Source organism: Pullulanibacillus camelliae (assembly GCF_014642655.1).
GTDB lineage: Bacteria > Bacillota > Bacilli > Bacillales > Sporolactobacillaceae > Pullulanibacillus > Pullulanibacillus camelliae.
Genome location: NZ_BMIR01000005.1, coordinates 48,996 through 66,417, shown reverse-complemented (window position 1 = coordinate 66,417; position 17,422 = coordinate 48,996). Strand labels below are relative to the sequence as shown.

Annotated in this window: 16 protein-coding genes; 1 reads left to right on the top strand and 15 read right to left on the bottom strand. The window is 42.3% G+C overall.

The window, feature by feature from the left end; genetic code table 11:
- Positions 1-105: 105 nt before the first annotated feature.
- The 6 genes from whiA to IEW82_RS06935 form a co-directional block, all read right to left on the bottom strand.
- On the bottom strand, positions 106-1,059 hold the full coding sequence (whiA, locus tag IEW82_RS06960; RefSeq protein ID WP_188691330.1) for a DNA-binding protein WhiA: 954 nt from the start codon (positions 1,057-1,059) through the stop codon (positions 106-108).
- 25 nt (positions 1,060-1,084) lie between these two features.
- A complete protein-coding gene (gene mgfK / locus IEW82_RS06955) occupies positions 1,085-2,038 on the bottom strand; it encodes a gluconeogenesis morphogenetic factor MgfK (protein ID WP_188691328.1) in 954 nt (317 codons plus the stop codon).
- A complete protein-coding gene (rapZ, locus tag IEW82_RS06950; protein WP_188691326.1) occupies positions 2,028-2,915 on the bottom strand; it encodes an RNase adapter RapZ in 888 nt (295 codons plus the stop codon). The genes mgfK and rapZ overlap by 11 nt, the downstream gene beginning before the upstream one ends.
- 45 nt (positions 2,916-2,960) lie before the next feature.
- Positions 2,961-3,419, bottom strand: a complete 459-nt coding sequence (locus tag IEW82_RS06945; RefSeq protein WP_188691325.1) for an 8-oxo-dGTP diphosphatase — start codon at positions 3,417-3,419, stop codon at positions 2,961-2,963.
- A gap of 940 nt (positions 3,420-4,359) precedes the next feature.
- Positions 4,360-5,304 carry a thioredoxin-disulfide reductase gene (trxB, locus tag IEW82_RS06940; RefSeq protein ID WP_188691322.1) on the bottom strand — a complete coding sequence of 315 codons (945 nt, stop codon included), beginning with the start codon at positions 5,302-5,304 and terminating at the stop codon, positions 4,360-4,362.
- 135 nt (positions 5,305-5,439) lie between these two features.
- Positions 5,440-6,927: a tetratricopeptide repeat protein gene (locus tag IEW82_RS06935; protein WP_188691319.1), complete on the bottom strand. Its 1,488-nt coding sequence runs from the start codon at positions 6,925-6,927 to the stop codon at positions 5,440-5,442.
- Positions 6,928-7,169: 242 nt separating this feature from the next.
- On the opposite strand from IEW82_RS06935, the gene cax reads away from it, so the two are divergent.
- Positions 7,170-8,228 carry a calcium/proton exchanger gene (gene cax / locus IEW82_RS06930; protein WP_188691317.1) on the top strand — a complete coding sequence of 353 codons (1,059 nt, stop codon included), beginning with the start codon at positions 7,170-7,172 and terminating at the stop codon, positions 8,226-8,228.
- A gap of 736 nt (positions 8,229-8,964) precedes the next feature.
- Here the strand turns inward: cax and IEW82_RS06925 are convergent.
- The 9 genes from IEW82_RS06925 to uvrA form a co-directional block, all read right to left on the bottom strand.
- A complete protein-coding gene (locus IEW82_RS06925; protein ID WP_229672411.1) occupies positions 8,965-9,429 on the bottom strand; it encodes a CotD family spore coat protein in 465 nt (154 codons plus the stop codon).
- Between the two features lie 183 nt (positions 9,430-9,612).
- Positions 9,613-9,825, bottom strand: coding sequence for a hypothetical protein (locus tag IEW82_RS06920; protein ID WP_188691313.1), 213 nt, complete (start codon positions 9,823-9,825; stop codon positions 9,613-9,615).
- Between the two features lie 24 nt (positions 9,826-9,849).
- The gene (locus IEW82_RS06915; protein ID WP_188691698.1) at positions 9,850-10,371 is read right to left on the bottom strand and encodes an acyltransferase; all 522 of its coding nucleotides are present in this window, start codon (positions 10,369-10,371) and stop codon (positions 9,850-9,852) included.
- 31 nt (positions 10,372-10,402) lie between these two features.
- A complete protein-coding gene (gene ppaX, locus IEW82_RS06910) occupies positions 10,403-11,035 on the bottom strand; it encodes a pyrophosphatase PpaX (protein ID WP_229672409.1) in 633 nt (210 codons plus the stop codon).
- On the bottom strand, positions 11,032-11,979 hold the full coding sequence (locus IEW82_RS06905; protein ID WP_188691309.1) for a nucleoside recognition domain-containing protein: 948 nt from the start codon (positions 11,977-11,979) through the stop codon (positions 11,032-11,034). Before IEW82_RS06905 ends, ppaX begins: the two co-directional genes overlap by 4 nt.
- 47 nt (positions 11,980-12,026) lie before the next feature.
- Positions 12,027-12,944, bottom strand: a complete 918-nt coding sequence (hprK, locus tag IEW82_RS06900; RefSeq protein ID WP_188691306.1) for an HPr(Ser) kinase/phosphatase — start codon at positions 12,942-12,944, stop codon at positions 12,027-12,029.
- A 550-nt stretch (positions 12,945-13,494) separates the two neighbouring features.
- Complete coding sequence (locus tag IEW82_RS06895; RefSeq protein ID WP_268237343.1) at positions 13,495-13,866, bottom strand: phage holin family protein; 372 nt, start codon at positions 13,864-13,866, stop codon at positions 13,495-13,497.
- Positions 13,863-14,057 carry a PspC domain-containing protein gene (locus IEW82_RS06890; protein ID WP_188691303.1) on the bottom strand — a complete coding sequence of 65 codons (195 nt, stop codon included), beginning with the start codon at positions 14,055-14,057 and terminating at the stop codon, positions 13,863-13,865. Before IEW82_RS06890 ends, IEW82_RS06895 begins: the two co-directional genes overlap by 4 nt.
- A gap of 491 nt (positions 14,058-14,548) precedes the next feature.
- Positions 14,549-17,422 carry an excinuclease ABC subunit UvrA gene (uvrA, locus tag IEW82_RS06885; protein WP_188691299.1) on the bottom strand — a complete coding sequence of 958 codons (2,874 nt, stop codon included), beginning with the start codon at positions 17,420-17,422 and terminating at the stop codon, positions 14,549-14,551.

The following is a 17,422-nucleotide window of genomic DNA, read 5'->3' as shown; positions in this document are numbered from 1 at the left end:
GATAAAAAATGATTATCATATTTAAGTACACATGAAATAGTGTCGAAAATCAAGTGATTTCAATGAAGCGTAACACTTTCTCCCTATTCTTCTCCTATTTTCCACCTAAACCTTCAAATCTTTTACATCAAAAGCCCCTTGACGAATTTTATCTGCTATATTACTGATTTTTCTAAAGCGGTGGTTGATCCCGGACTTGCTGATCACCTCATCTGTTAGTTCCCCAAGCTCTTTCAAGGTAACATCCGGGTTTTTAATCCGCAATTCTGCGATTTCTCTGAGCTTCTTAGGGAGTTGATCAATGCCAATTTCCTTATCAATCAGCCGGATATTTTCTACCTGCTTCATAGCTGCTGTGACCGTTTTGTTGAGATTGGCTGTTTCACAATTGACAAGACGATTGACAGAGTTACGCATATCCTTAACAATGCGAATATCCTCGAAATAAAGCAGGGCTTGATGGGCACCAATGATATTTAAAAACTCGGTGATGCGCTCCCCTTCCTTCATATAAAGAACAAAACCATTCTTTCTCGGGAGAACCTTTGCTTTTAAATGATACCGATTCATAAGCTGGGATAATGAGCGAATATGCTCTTCATAGCTAGAAAAAATCTCGAGGTGATAAGAGGATTCTGGATGATTAAGAGATCCTCCAGCTAAGAACGCTCCGCGCAGGTAAGCCCTTTGGCAGCATTCATCTTTAATGATCTCCGGTGAGATCTCACGAGTAAACATCAATTGATGATTGACGATTTTTAAATCCTCCAGCATCTCTTGAGCATGCTCATTCAACCGCACAATATAGACATTATTCTTTTTCAATCGCATTTTCTTGCGTACAAGCACCTCTGCAACATAATGATAGACAGATTTAATCAATGTATAAACCCTGCGGGCAATCGCAGCGTTTTCCGTGGACATATCCAAGCTCAAGCGCTTATTAATAATGGATATAGACCCATTCATCCTGATCAATGCCGCCAGTTCGGCCTTTGCACAGCACCCATCAACCTCTAATTGTGTTAACTCTTTTTTTGTTTCCGCCGCAAACGACATGCCTTTCACCTCCTGCCTTTATAAATTATTTTAATAATCCCATTAACAAATTGGCAACGATTTGTTCATTATGGCGAATGACATTATGATCTAATTTAATTATATCATCACTGATCACATCAATTCCATAATCTTCTAGTTTTTGTTTATCATAAATAACAGGAATCGCCCCTTCCAAGGCATATCTATCCAAAACATGCTGTGGAACAGAACGCTTATTAACAATGATGACATCAATCGTTGAAGGTTTAATATGATCAAGTAACACCTTAAGGTGATCACTGGCTGTAAAATTATCCGTCTCGCCTTTTTGCGTCATCACATTACAGACATACACCTTTCGGGCTGAGGCTTTGGCGATCTCTTCCCCTAGACGTGGCACAAGTAAATTAGGGAGAACGCTTGTATAAAGGCTTCCTGGACCTAGGATAATGAGATCGGCCTCTTGAATGGCTTGAACACTTTCAGGCAAAGGTTCGATATTCTCTGGTGTCAAAAAGACACGATCAATTTTATCCTGGCGCTTCGGTATATTGGACTCCCCCTCCACCAGTGTGCCATCCATCATCACAGCATTTAAAACAATGCTGTGATTGGCAGCAGGCAGAACGCGCCCCTTAACATTTAACACCGCACTTAATTCTCTGATGCCTTGAGCAAAGTCACCAGTGATATCGGTCATTGCCGCCAACAATAGATTTCCTATGGAATGCCCGCTTAATCCATTCCCGTTAATAAAGCGGTGCTGCAGCAGTTTTTCAAAAATTGGCTCCGTTTCTGATAAAGCAACTAAAACATTACGAATGTCGCCCGGAGGAGGAATCTGCAATTCATTGCGAAGGCGCCCAGAACTGCCGCCATCATCGGCAACGGTTACGATCGCAGTAATATCTATATCATGGTATTTTAAACCTCTTAGTAGAACAGATAGACCGGTTCCTCCACCAATGGCTACCACTTTTGGTCGTTTATTTGTCATGTGTCTTCTCTTTTCCTTTTTCTATATCCCGATGGTAAACGTTGGTCACAGAATAGGCTTTTAAAGCTTGACCCAAATATTCAGCTAACGCAACGGAACGATGCTTTCCTCCCGTACAGCCAATGGCAATGACGAGTTGGCTTTTGCCTTCGCGTTTATAATGCGGGAGCATAAAAATCAGCAAATCCGTCAGCTTTTGTAAAAATTGTTTCGTTTCCGTCCACTTAAAGACATAATCAGAGACATCCTTTTCCAGCCCTGTTCGTTCACGCATATGTTCGATGTAATAAGGATTGGGAAGAAAACGCACATCAAAAACAAGATCGGCATCGATTGGAATCCCATATTTAAATCCGAAGGACAGGACATTAACGTTAAAGGTTGAGGTTTTTTCCTCTGTAAATAACTCAATCATTTTTTCCTTTAACTGCTTTGGTTTTAGCCCAGTGGTATCAATGTAATATTGAGCATGGCCTTTGATATCCTCGAGTACTTTCCGTTCCGCTTGAATCCCCTCAAGAGGCGTCCCATGAGGCGCTAATGGATGTGCTCGCCGGGTTTCCTTATATCTTCTGACAAGCGCTTCATCCTCGGAGTCTAAGAAGAGAATTTGCGGTTGAATATGTTCTTTATTGCTCAAGGAGTCAATCGCTCCAAAGAGGGAATCGAAAAACTCGCGACCACGTAAGTCCATAACAAGAGCGAGCTTATTTAATTTATCCCCGGCTTCATCTACCATGTCTAAGAATTTTGGCAAAAGAGTTGGCGGTAAGTTATCGATGCAAAAAAAGCCCATGTCCTCCAGGCTTTGAATCGCTACCGTCTTTCCAGCTCCCGACATACCTGTAATAATGATGATTTGTAACTTCTGATTCATGACCTGAGCACCTCCACTATTCCTACAGTATCGTCCTTATTCTCCTCAGTTTGGATCTAGGCGATAACTTAATAATTCAAAATCAGGCGAATAATAAAAGGTTCCGAAAATCATGCCGCTTCCATGAATGACGTAATCAAGAAGATGGCGGTCACCCTCTGCCATCGGTAATTCTTTTATAGCATCAGCTGGCTGCCAAGCCAATTTTCCTTCTGCGCTTTCTCTGAATAACTGTCCTTGATAGTGGTCAGCAAAGAAGGTAAACATCATCCACTCAGACTCGGTGACATCACCATTCTTAATTACAAACGTAAATACACCTTTTAATGTAGGGTTTTCTAGATATAATCCTGTCTCTTCTCGGAATTCACGGACAACCGAATCTTTAACCGATTCACCAGTCTCCATTTTTCCTCCTGGAGCCACCCACCAATTTCGGCGTGGCTTTTGAAGCAGAAGGACCTTATTTTCTTGGAGTAAAAGACAATTAGTTACTCTTTGCATCCACATTCACCTCTAGCACATTGGCCTTTCATCACATTTATATTCATACTTAAACGTTAGTAATCATATCATCTTATGTTAAGTATACACTGTTTTATTTGCTGCTCAAAATTTAAAATCCAAAATACCGTGGCAAACCAATAAACGTATCAAACTCAAATCGCACCGCTCTCTCACATTTAAAAGCCTTATCCTATTTCATATGTAAAAACAGGTCCCTGTACTTACAAAGCAACAATAAAAATGATTAAATAATATCATCATATATAAAAACTTATCATCCCGCACTTTTCGAGTGTATGCCCTGCCTTATGAAGTGAAAAACCAATCCGCGAGTCTCGTTTTTCGAATCCAGGTGTGAGCGCAACAAAAGCCGATCCTAATTGAACATAAGACGGATGCCTTATAACAAATCCTTAACTCAACGGAACAAATTCAAGCCGAGGTTTCCAAATAGGGCATGAATCTGAAGGGAGAACTGTCGCATTTCCCTTTTTAAGTCAAACTTCAGACACCTTTTGCCTTCCTGCTCCGCTCACTGTTCGAAGAAGTGCAGGGGAGGCGCTATTTCTTCTTAAGTTTTTTATGAACAGTTTTCCACAAGGCGATTATTTTAAATTTCCTAAAAAAAGCAGGGTGAAAAACATGCCCGGACCTTATTCAGTTGGGCATTAAAAAGCTTTTTTACCAAAATGCTTCGTCAGTATCAAGTGGATTGGAACGGAAATCTGCACCGTCCTCATGATCAGAAATTTTATACTTTCTTTTCCTTTTAAAAAAAAAGCACGGGCGTCTTGCTTTGCCCGTGCCAAACTATATAAAAGGGGGTCAATTTCTTAATTCTAATCATACACCTTATTTATTTCATCGATGTTACAGCGGAGTTAAAATAGAGTAACGTTGTTAAAAGCTTTAATGAATTAAAGTAAATTTTGTATGGTTATTTTACCGCTGTTTTTTTCTCTTCAATATAAGCCTGAGCCGCTTGAGCAGCGATTGCTCCATCACCGGTTGCCGTTGCAATTTGTCTCAGCTCTTTGTCCCGGATATCACCGGCTGCAAAAATCCCTGGAATGGCTGTCTCCATGTTCTCATTGGTCTTAATGTACCCTTCTTCATTCGTAATGCCTAAGTGTTTTACAGCATTATTTAATGGCAGTAAGCCAATATAAATGAAGACGCCATCTGCTTTAAATTCTTGCTCACTTCCATCCTGCGTATTAACAAGGGTGACTTTGCCAACCTTACCGTCCTTTTCATGAATTTCTTTAACAGTATGGTTCCAAATAAAATCAACCTTTTCATTATTAAACGCGCGATCTTGAAGAATTTTTTGAGCGCGAAGCTTATCGCGGCGATGCACAATAGTCACCTTTGAAGCAAAGCGTGTTAAGTACACCCCTTCTTCAACGGCTGAGTCCCCGCCACCGACTACGACAAGCTCTTTTTCCTTGAAAAAGGCGCCATCACAAACCGCACAATAAGAGACACCACGTCCACCAAGTTCATCTTCACCTGGCACGCCAAGCTTTTTATATTCTGCACCGGTTGTCACGATGACTGCTCTGGCTTTATACTCCTTATTGCCAGCGACAACTGTTTTGAGCTCTTCTCCATCGCGGATTTCCGTAATATCCCCATAGGCATATTCCGCCCCAAATTTCTTTGCGTGATCAAACATTTTGTTTGATAAATCAGGGCCTAAAATGCTTTCAAAGCCTGGGTAGTTTTCAACCTCTTCTGTATTCGCCATTTGTCCACCAGGTATACCGCGTTCAATCATAAGTGTATCTAAATTGGCGCGTGATGCGTAAACGGCCGCTGTCATTCCCGCTGGTCCTGCGCCTGCAATAATAACATCATAAATTTTTTCTGTATCCGCCATTCTTGGTCACCCCTTACAATAATTGTCTTGTGTTTTATATCTTTTATCTGCTGACTTCACTTTATCCACTTAATATTAAAAGAAATAGGCCACCTTTTTCAAGAAATTGAATTTCGATGCTATCCCTGTGCACACTTAATGCTGTTTAAAGACGTTTAACAGCTTACGCACGCGATACAGCGTTGTACCATACATTTCAGCAACTTCTAATTGCGACACCGTTATCCCTTCAGCTTTTTGCCAGTAATAAGCAATGACAGCCGCCCATGTAGAAACATCTATATCCTCTTTTACATGAACATCCAACGTATAAAATTTATACCACCACAGATAGATACCATAATAATCTACAAGCGGTTTTCCTGCCCCAAGCTTCTTTTCTATGCCAAACATGACTTGTAATTTGCAGTCCTGTGAAGCAGCTTGACGATCTTTGAGTAAGTGCGCAAGCGTTCTAAGGGACTCCTCTGCCGAATCCCGCTGACTAAAGGCATCTAGGATCGCTTGTGAGGCAGGATTTTCCCAAGAGCTGAGCATGAATAAGGCAAACACTTTATCCTTCTCCTGCCCTGCTTCTAACTGCTGCTCGAGCAAGGAATGGACAAGTGGATTGTCCTCGGCATCCTCTGCCTTGAGCAGCTCTTGAATTTTTCCGTATTCGAACGGAGCAAATGGGGAATCACTAAAAAAGTCAACGCGTTTCCATGCCTTTAAGGCTTCCTGTTTTTTGCCCACACGATATGCCGAAACGGCAAGCCAATAATAGAAGGTTTGATCCCACGCGCCTAAAGGCTCTGCTGACTTCAACCAACGATAAGCAAACTCATATTCACCCAAGAAGAAAAACGTCGATCCAAGCTTACTGCGATGCTCAGGGTATAATGGATAAAGATTAAGAAGTCCTGTATATAAGCTTTCTACACGATCAAACTGCTTCAATTGGAAGTAGAAGGTCATCCGATTACACAACGCATGGATATTCCCTGGATCCTTTTGCAGCACTTCTTCTAATATATCAAAGGCAACCTTTGTTTTTCCTAACGAATAATAAGCAATTGCGAGATTATTATAGGCTGCCCAATACGTTGAACGTTGATCGATAACTTTTTTAAAAAAGGCAATGGCCTCCCAAAATTCACCGCGTTCTAAAGCTTGTCTACCTTTTTCATGATCGACAACGTGACTATCCTCACCGAAGAAAGCTTCATCTGATTCTAATATTAAGATTTTATATAATTCATGGGCCTCTTCAATAAAGCCTCCATTTGGTTCACTTGCAATATATTGTTTAACTTCCTTTAACGCTTCTTCATAATTGCCTAAATGCGCAAAGTTGTTGGCAAGGAAGAAATAGCATTCTGTCATATTTTCATCAAGTTCATAAATGACTTTTTTTAACAATGTATTGGATTCATTATATTCCTCAAGCTCAGCTAATATTGCCGCTTGCTGGCAAAGATATTCCGTTTCATTCGGATTGAAGGCAATCGCACGATTAACGAATTTTTTCGCACGTGCAAGATCACCTTTTTGATAAGCGGTTATCCCTTTTTGAAAATAATAATCACCGTTGGGTATAAACGAAATAACCTGACTTTTCTTTGATGAATGCTCTGTTTTCATAATGTCCCCCGGTATCCTTTAATCTCTATAGAATTATATCATAAATAGTGACATATAATGACGAAAAATAGAAGAATCCTGCTTGGGCCTCAATACGTAAATATTGGAATAAAGCTTTTTATATAAATTGAGCTCTATTGTGGATTCCATTGTGAAAAACACTTAGCTATACTAAACGTATCTTACGTTTTGGTTCTTTGACCAAACGTACATTTTACATATATAGTGGAGGATTGTAAAGAATGAATCGTCTTTTTTTCATCGTATCTATCATAGGTGTCCCATTATCCATAGTCGGGAGCTTTCTGCACTGGTCTGATCTATTGATGTTTTTAATTTACTGTATAACAATCATTGGATTAGCTAGTTTTATGGGGCGTTCGACGGAAAGCTTAGCGATTATTACCGGCCCAAGCGTGGGGGGCTTGCTCAATGCCACATTTGGCAACGCTGTTGAGTTGATCATCTCTTTTTTCGCTTTAAAACAAGGCTTATTTGCGGTCGTCATGGCGTCGATCACTGGGTCGGTTATCGGCAATCTCTTACTTGTTGGCGGGCTTTCTATCGTTGTTGGCGGATTAAAATACAAGCGCCAGACCTTCAATGTTCATGATGCCAGACATAATACGGGGATTATGATGTTTGCCATTATCGTCGCTTTTGTTTTTCCTTTTATTTTCTCAATGAAAATGCCGAGTCACAATATTCAATTGCTGAGTACTGTTATCGCTATTGTCATGATTTTTATTTATCTCTTTTCATTGCTTTTCCGCTTAGTCACGCATCGCGGTGTCTATGTTTCTAAGGAAGAGGTAAAGGAAGATGAACAGGCTGAAACTCCTGAGTGGAGCGGCTTAAAAGCTGTTATCGTCCTTGCGGTAACAACGCTAATAGTTGCCTATATCAGTGAGCATCTGGTCGATACGATTAAACCTGTTGGGGAGTCATTTGGCTGGAGCGAAACCTTTATCGGGGTGATCATCGTCGCCATTGTTGGCAATGCTGCTGAACACGCCTCCGCGATCTTAATGGCTTATAAAAATCGCATGAACGTGGCAATTGAAATTGCCATCGGTTCTACCTTACAAATCTCGATGTTTGTTGCTCCAATTCTTATCTTGGTTTCCTGGGCACTTGAATCCTTTATGCCTCTTGTTTTCCCTATAAAGGAACTGACAGCTATGGTGCTCGCTACCTTTTTAACAATGAGCATTACAACAGATGGAGACACCAATTGGTTCGAAGGCGCGATGCTCCTAGCGGCTTATGTTATTATGGGGTTTGGTTTTTATTTATTATAGCATTCAGACATGGGACAATTTTTTATCAAAAAGATTAAAACAGAAAATGACAGGAAATAATTACCTATTATTACTTTTTTCCAAAAATAGGGGTCATTTCGAGAGGCAACAAGTGGAGTGGAGCAGAAGGTGCGAGACTCCAAGGAAATAGGGCGAGGGTGACTTCACGAATAAACGAGGCGTTGTTCCGAGGAAGGTGACGACGAAGCAAGTCTAGCAGATGCAGGAACAGGGGCTTCTTACATTTTCAAGCACTCCGGCTAAGTGCGTCACATCCATATGACAGCGCCGAAGTTAGGTCATCAATACCACCCGCAAAAAGTAAAGAAGACTTTTCAGGGGACCTGATTGTACGCCTGAGTCCATGCCCGTGGAAAGCGAGCGCTCTGCTCTGGAGCGAATAGAGCATCATCCAATATGAAAGAGGCTTCATTGCCTGGTCAAGTGGATGGGAGCGCAAGGCGCGAGACTCGGAACACTCTAAAATCGTGTGTTCCTCGGGCGCCGCTGACTCATGATGCGGAGACTAGACTCCTGCGGGAAATGGGAGATCGGTAAGACCTTAGCAGTGCGAAGGCGCGAGGAGGCTTACCACTCCCCCGCGGAAAGCGAGCGGACTGGAGCGAAATCGCGCACCGTCCTCATGACCAGAAATTTTATATTTTCTTTTCTTTTTAAAAAAGGAGCCATAAAAGCAAACCGCTTTTATGGCTCTTTGGCTCTTCCCTGTCATCCCTTAAAAAGGGCGATGTGGTGGACAGGGCGGACAGGGCGGGCAAGGAATAGGGGTACAATTGACATCAGAACAGCTTGATGTTTCAACAAAAGATTCTGTGTGTGGATAATAGTGCTCATGAGTATAATGCGTATGCTTGACATGTGTTGTGTGTGAGCGATGAACATGAGGAATAACAATGTTTTCATAATAATTTTTTTGCCATTCCTGAGCAGGATCATACATAGCCGGCATGGTTTTGTTTACAGGTGGATCGGCACAAACCACTGTTGGTGGGCAGGGCATAGGATGATGTTTAAAATGCTCATGATGCATTGGATGATGTTTAAAGGGATCGTGATGCATATGATGCATTTTATGTGGCTTGTTCTCCTTGTTCATGGTGTTCATGTTATTCATACTGTTCATCATGTTCATAGGGTTCATCGCATTCATGTTATTCATATTATTAACCATATCAGACATCTAAAGGATACCTCCTCAACTATTTAACTATACTTTCGTAAATATCCTATGATATATCCCTAATGTCTGAAATGGACAATGACCTAATTCCCAATAAAATCTTACTTAACCGGAAAGACATTGCTGATAACTCGACTTGTCTATGGACACTAAATGAGGAAGCCCCTACACGCCTACTCCCCATTACCTTCCAACACTTTCTGCAAGCAGACGCTCATGAAGCTTCTGCCTTACTCTCGATTTTGGATTCCAACAATCAAATTGATAGGAAGGGTGAGTATCAAAGCCCAGACGCTTGCATATGGGTATCTTTTTTTCTTGTTCTTCACGAAAGGCGAAATGCTGACATGTTGCACAATGATGATAATGCTCGACAATTTCTCTGAAACTTTCCATCCTTGCTTTCACCTCGGCTTACCCTCATTTCTCCCTATCTTCCATTCTTCGCGCCATTTCCTCTTTTGTGTAGATAATACGCATGGGGTTCCCACCAACAAAACTGCCTTCTGGAACATCCTTATGCACGAGCGTTCCCGCTGAGACCACCGCCCGTTTTCCAATACTCACACCAGGTAAAATGGTGCAATTGGCCCCGATCATCACCTCATCGGCAATGCTGATGTCTCCCAGACGGTATTCATCAACCAAATATTCATGTGCTAACAACGTCGTATTATAACCAATCACACAGTTTCGGCCAACCGAGATTTTCTCAGGAAACATAATATCCAGCATCACCATGAGTGCAAACGACGTATTCTCCCCGACCTTCATTTTAAGGCAGCGTCTATACAGCATATTTTTAACACTTAAAAAGGGCATGTAACGCGCAGCTTGAATGACTACAAAATTCTTGACAACTTTAAGAAAAGGCACGGTTTTATACACATGCCAAAGAGCATTTGCACCTTCTACACGATACCTCGTCGTTCGCCTGGCCATGCCTGCTGCCCCTTCCTTTTTCAAACCCTTCTCACTTGCAAATGGTTAAAATATCTCTGATATCCTCTAGAATAAAATCAGGCTGTGCCTGCTTTAACAATTCCACACCTTTAAGACTCCATGCCACCCCAGCAGTTTTTGTTTCGGCATTTTTTCCTGCTTCAATATCTGAAACACTATCTCCAACCATCACCGCTTCTGAAGGCTTGGCATGTAACGCCTTGAGCGCTCTCAAGACAGGCTCCGCATCTGGCTTCGGTTTTTCAATATCATCAATAGCAACCACCACGTCAAAAAAAGCATCCAGCCTAGATAGCTTTAAACCCATTTTAACCGTTTTCCAGCGTTTCGAAGTCACAATGGCCAATTTGTATCCATCGCGATGCAGGGCTTCTATCGTTGTATAGACGTTTGGAAATTCAGTGACAAGCTGATCATGCATACGGACATTGTATTCTCGATACCGCTTCACCATATCCTCTACACGCTCAGAGTCGACCTTAGAAAAGCTGATCTCTAAAGGCTCCCCTATAAAATCAATGATATCCGCACGGGTGTATTTATTAGGATAGTAATGTTCAAGCGTATGTAAAAAGGATGCAATAATAAGTTCATTGGTATTGATCAAGGTTCCATCCAAATCAAATAATAATGTATTAATCACAGTGTTGTTTGCCTCTTTCTTTCTATAGTTTTTCGTACGGCTATTCGCCAAACCATGCCCACCAGCCAAGTCATAAAAATGGCAACACATAGACGCAGACATAATAGGGGCCAAAGTGAGATGCCCAATGGAGCAAAGATAATGGTATCTTCAACAACCGCATGGCATCCGACTAAAAAAATAAAAGCAAGGTAAAGGCTGCGACGATCAAGATCATCATCTTTAACAGCCTGAATCATAACCCCTGCACCATAAGTTAACCCTAATATTAATCCAGATGCTAAAGTCGTTGAGCCCTTGGGACTGATGCCTAGAAAACGGGTCACGGGTGTCATCCATTTTGCAAAGACAGCCATCCATTGAAGATCCTTAAGAACTTGGATAATGACCATGAGAGGAATAACGATAATTGCCAATTGACCAATACCTAGCAAAGCTTTTTCAAACCCATCTTCTACAATGCCGAGCCATGAATGAGGCTGAGAGGTTTGTGCCTGTAAAAAGCCGTACACCGCCTGTGCATCCCCTCCGTGCCACAAGTGGCCAATGGCCACTGCTGAAAGCAATGCTAATCCGAGTCGAACAACGATCATCACCCATACTTTCACACCGACTCGCGAAGCGACACCACATTCAATCAGGAGATTATGAGAAAAGGACATCATGACAGCCAAGATAAAGACACTTTTCACAGTTAAATCCATGGATAGGATAGCCCCAATCCCAGCATATAAGTTGAGAAGATTACCAAAGACAAGGGGAACTGCTGCCTCTCCTGGCAAGCCGAGCCACCCCATAACAGGAGCAATCCAGTGGATCAACGTATCGAAAACAGTCGTGTAGCTCAATACAGTTACGATTAAGGTAACAGGAAAAATAACTTTGCCTAATGACCACGTCGTACTTAAGCCATTTATAAAGCCCTTCCTTAACGTTGTCAACATGCCAGAACCTCCATTGCGCGGTCATTCAAAGAAAACGAAACTCTCACTCAGCTTTTCAAGTTGTCATCTAATCGCTTAGAAAATTCTTGAGCTGCATTAATCCCCATGCGTTTAAGTCTGAAATTCATCGCAGCAACCTCAACAATAACGGCCAGGTTTCTTCCTGGTCTGACAGGAATCGTGAGCTTGGGGATCGTTGTACCAAGAAGCTGTGTGCGATCCTCGTCTAGGCCCAAGCGATCATACATTTTTTTGGGATCCCATGACTCAAGATGAATGGTAAAGGAGATCTTTTTATAATTGCGCACCGCACCAGCTCCAAATAGTGTCATGACATCAATAATCCCTAATCCGCGAATTTCTAAAAGATGCTGGATAAGCTCAGGCGGGTTGCCAACAAGCTCATCTTCACCAGTTTGACGAATCTCGACCGAATCATCGGCAACGAGACGATGCCCCCGCTTGACGAGCTCCAGCGCCGTTTCGCTCTTACCGACACCACTGTCACCTGTTAACAGCACACCGATACCATAAATATCAACCAAAACACCATGGACTGAAATCATTCTGGCTAATAGCGTTTCTAAAAAATTTGTAATTTTACTGCTTGCATGTGTGGTTTTTAAAGGGGTCTTGAGAACAGGAATACCGCTCTTCATCGCGGCATCAATCAATTCCTCTGGTACTTCTAAACCACGAGATACCAAGACACAAGGGGTTTCAACTGAACAAAGCTTCTCCATACGAATCATGCGTTCCTCTTTGGGTAACGAATGAAAAAACGAAAGCTCTGTACGTCCTAATAACTGCAAGCGTTCCGCTGGATAATATGTAAAAAAGCCGGCCATTTCAAGCCCCGGTCGTGAGATGTCACTCGTCGTAATGCCTCGATCAATGAACGCCTCGCCAGCAACGAGCTCTAAATTAAATTGTTTAATCAATTGTCTTACGGTTACTTGTACCAATGTACTGCACCTACCTTTTTCTTTAACAAACCTTCACTTATCTCTCTATAGTTTTGACGACCTAGGAGACTTAGAAACACTGAAATATCAAAACATTTTTCATATAAATCCATTTCACAATAGAAAATTGTGAGGCTTAATCCGAATACTATTGCATTGAAATTCGTTGCAGGTGGCCACTTTCCGCGGCCACGTCCTTTGACGCGCAGAAGGCACTAGCTTCGGCGTTGTCATATGAATGTGACGGACTTAGAGCCGAAGTGCCTTAATGGATGTGACAGCTTTAACCGAAGCCCCTCGAAGATGTGACGGTTTTAGCCACTCGTCTTTAGGGGTCTGGGTCTCTGCTCAGTTTGGAATGAATGATGCGTGTGCCCAGTTCCCTGTTCCTGCAGGACTCTCATATCACATCGTGACTCCTACGGGAAATGGGAGATGGGTAAAACCCCGCAAAAGCAAGCAGCCTGGAGCGGAAACGTGCACTTTCCACTCCATTAGTACCCAAACTTTTATACTTCTTATTATTTTAAAAATAACCATCAACAGATGATTATTTTTTTGTCAATGGTCTTACGATAAAGTTTTGGATCAGCATATTTAAAATGGATATGATCAGTGATGCAAATAGCGCTGTTCCGAAGTTTGAAATATTGAAGGCATCACCCATAAATTGCGCAGTCAACGACAAGGTCATCGCATTGATCACGACTAAAAAAAAGCCAAGGGTCAATACCGTAACCGGCAATGTCAAAATGATAAGTATGGGTTTCACAATAGCATTCAATAAGGACAGGATGATGCTGGCTTCGATGGCCGCTCCAACTCCTGCCAGCTGAAAGCTATCTATATAGCCTGCAACTGTCATTAAAACAATCGTAATAACCACAATATTAATAATCCAATTTTTTAAAACAGAACTCAATAGTTATCTTCTCCCGGAATGATGAAATATAGAATGAAATAGAGTAATACCAATGGAAAAAAGGCACTGATCACAAGTAATACAACATAGATTACGCGAATGATCGTCGCATCAATATTTAACATTTCCGCAATGCCACCAAGGATGCCGGCCAGCATTCTATTCTTTCGTGAACGATAGAGACGTTTCACTACGTCACCTCCATGAATAAAGCTTTTAATGCGTATTAGAAGACTGTTTAAGTGCTTAGTATGCTAGTTTCCCCAATACATTCATTAAAAACATGACTTTTAAAGTTCACCATTAATCAATACTTCCATCATACACTACGGTTTATACTGGGTAAAGGAAGAAAAAGATGACGGGGCATCACTTCATTCCCCATCCTATTCGTCCTTTTTTAAATGCCTATTTTAAGTCACTCGCAAGTATGAATGGTTAGTGGAATTCATCTTGTTATTCCAATCTCCATACCAGCTTTCCTTCTGTTAGTTATTACTAGAAGGTCCTGGCCTGCACGATTCGTTGAGTCCGCCTAACGCGTAACATATAAATCATACATTAAGAGTATCAACGCATCCTTAAACACTAGATCAAAGCATGAGCATAGCATTCTCCTTACTCAAAAAGAGAAAAAGCCCCCTATGTATGCAATCCTGCTCCCATAAGAGGCTTTCTATGATTAAGAGACGGTCTCTGCTTGTTTTTGAATCCGACTTTCCATTCGTTTTTTATCTCTTTCCAAAATTGGCTTGAGATACTTGCCAGTATAAGACGTCTTTACCTCACAGATCTCTTCTGGCGTTCCGGTCGCGACAATTGTTCCCCCACCATTGCCTCCTTCAGGCCCAAGATCAATCATATAATCCGCAGTCTTAATCACATCCAAATTGTGCTCGATGACGAGGACAGAATCCCCATTATCTACAAGCTGCTGAAGAACATCAAGGAGCCGAGCGATATCATCCACATGTAAGCCTGTCGTTGGCTCATCTAGAATGTAAAGGGCTCTCCCTTTTGTTCGCCGGTAAAGCTGCGAAGCGAGCTTCACACGCTGGGCTTCACCACCGGATAACGTCGTTGCGGGCTGACCTAATTTGATATAGCTCAAGCCGACTGAATGTAAAGGCTCCAGTCTCCGTTTTATCCTTGGAATATTTTCAAAGAACTTCAATGCTTCTTCAACAGTCATCTCTAAGACATCAGCGATGGTTTTGCCTTTATAGGTAACCTCTAATGTTTCACGATTGTACCGCTTGCCGTGACACACTTCACAAGGGACATAAACATCAGGTAAAAAATGCATTTCAATTTTAATAATCCCATCTCCACGACATGCTTCACAGCGGCCACCCTTTACATTAAAGCTGAAACGTCCCTTTTTGTAACCACGCATCTTGGCCTCATTGGTTTGTGCATAGACCTCACGAATCATATCAAATACCCCTGTATAGGTTGCCGGGTTAGAGCGCGGCGTTCTTCCAATAGGAGATTGATCAATATCAATGACACGGTCGAGCTCTTCGATGCCCTGAATCGACTTAAATTGCCCGGGCTTTTCCTTACGCCCATGTAATTTTTGTGAAAGCGCCTTGAAGAGAATCTCATTTACTAGCGTACTTTTTCCTGATCCGGAGACCCCTGTCACACAGGTTAGCGTTCCTAATGGGAATTTGACTGTCACATTTTTTAAATTATTCTCTGATGCGCCCTTAATGGTAATGAAGCGATTGTCAGGTTGACGCCGTTCCACAGGAATAGGAATGAACTTCTTCCCAGATAAATACTGTCCAGTTAAAGAGTTAGGGTCCTTCATTAACTCCTCAGGCGTTCCTTGAGCCGTAATGGTTCCCCCATGGGCGCCGGCTCCTGGACCAATATCGATAATGCGATCCGCTGCCAGCATGGTATCCTCATCGTGTTCAACAACAAGAAGCGTATTGCCCAAATCACGCATGCTTAATAGCGTTTCAATTAAGCGATCATTATCACGCTGATGTAGGCCGATTGATGGTTCATCTAATATATACAAAACACCCATTAAACGCGAGCCTACTTGCGTAGCCAGACGAATGCGCTGGGCTTCACCACCGGATAATGTTCCCGCAGCGCGACTTAAGGTTAAATAATCCAAGCCAACATTGACAAGAAAGCCCGTTCGCTCAATAATCTCTCGGAGAATCAGCCTTGCGATGGTTTGTTCCTTCTCTGTCAGCTCCAGATGATCAAAAAATTTCCGCGCCTCACGTATCGAATAAGCGGTCACGTCACCGATGTTTTTCCCATTGATTAGAACGGCTAATGCTTCCTTTTTAAGACGTTTCCCCTCACAGGTTGGACAGGCCTTTTGGATCATGTACTCTTCCATTTGCTCACGTATGAAGTCCGATCCCGTTTCTTTATAACGACGCGAGATATTATTGATAACCCCTTCGAAATAGATCATGTTTTCTTTCATGACGCCATTGTCAGTGGCATATCTGAATAAAATGCGCTCCTTGCCACTGCCATATAAAATCTTGTCCATCTGTGCTTTAGGGATATTTTTAACTGGAACATCCATATCAATACCATAATGCTCACAAACGCTTTGCAGGAGCTGAGGATAATACTGTGAGCTCGTCGGTTCCCAGGCGGCGATAGCATTATCACGCAAAGTGCGGTCCCAATCGGGAATAACGAGATCCACATCGACTTCCAGCTTTGAACCAATTCCGTCACACGCTGGACAAGCGCCAAATGGACTATTGAAGGAAAATAATCTCGGTTCCAATTCATCAATGGAAAACCCGCAATATGGACAGGCATGATGCTCGCTAAACAACAATTCTTCCCCATCAATCACATCGACAAGGACACGACCATCAGAAAGGCGGGCAGCCGTTTCCATCGAATCTGCTAGTCGTGAACGAATGCCATCCTTGATGACAACACGATCAATCACCACTTCGATCGTATGCTTTTTATTTTTCTCTAATTTTATCTCCTCAGAAACCTCACGCATCTCGCCATTGATACGGACACGGACGTAGCCCTGCTTTTTGATGCTTTCAAGTGTTTTAACGTGCTCGCCTTTACGCCCTGAAACGATAGGAGAGAGGATCTGCATTTTTGTCCGCTCTGGATACGCCAAAAGACGGTCGACCATTTCCTCAATCGTTTGCGAAGTAATTTCCACACCATGGATAGGGCATACAGGACGACCAATACGGGCAAACAACAGCCGAAGATAATCATAGATCTCTGTAACCGTTCCAACGGTTGAACGCGGATTGCGACTCGTCGTCTTCTGGTCAATTGAAATGGCAGGGGATAAGCCTTCTATCATATCGACATCTGGCTTATCCATCTGTCCAAGAAATTGTCTCGCGTAAGCCGATAAAGACTCTACGTAGCGCCGCTGGCCTTCAGCATAGATCGTATCAAAGGCTAACGATGATTTCCCGGAGCCAGATAAGCCCGTCAATACAATGAGTTTATCTCTTGGTATGGTTACATCAACATTTTTAAGATTATGTTCTCGAGCACCTTTTACAACTATATTTTCAAGAGCCAT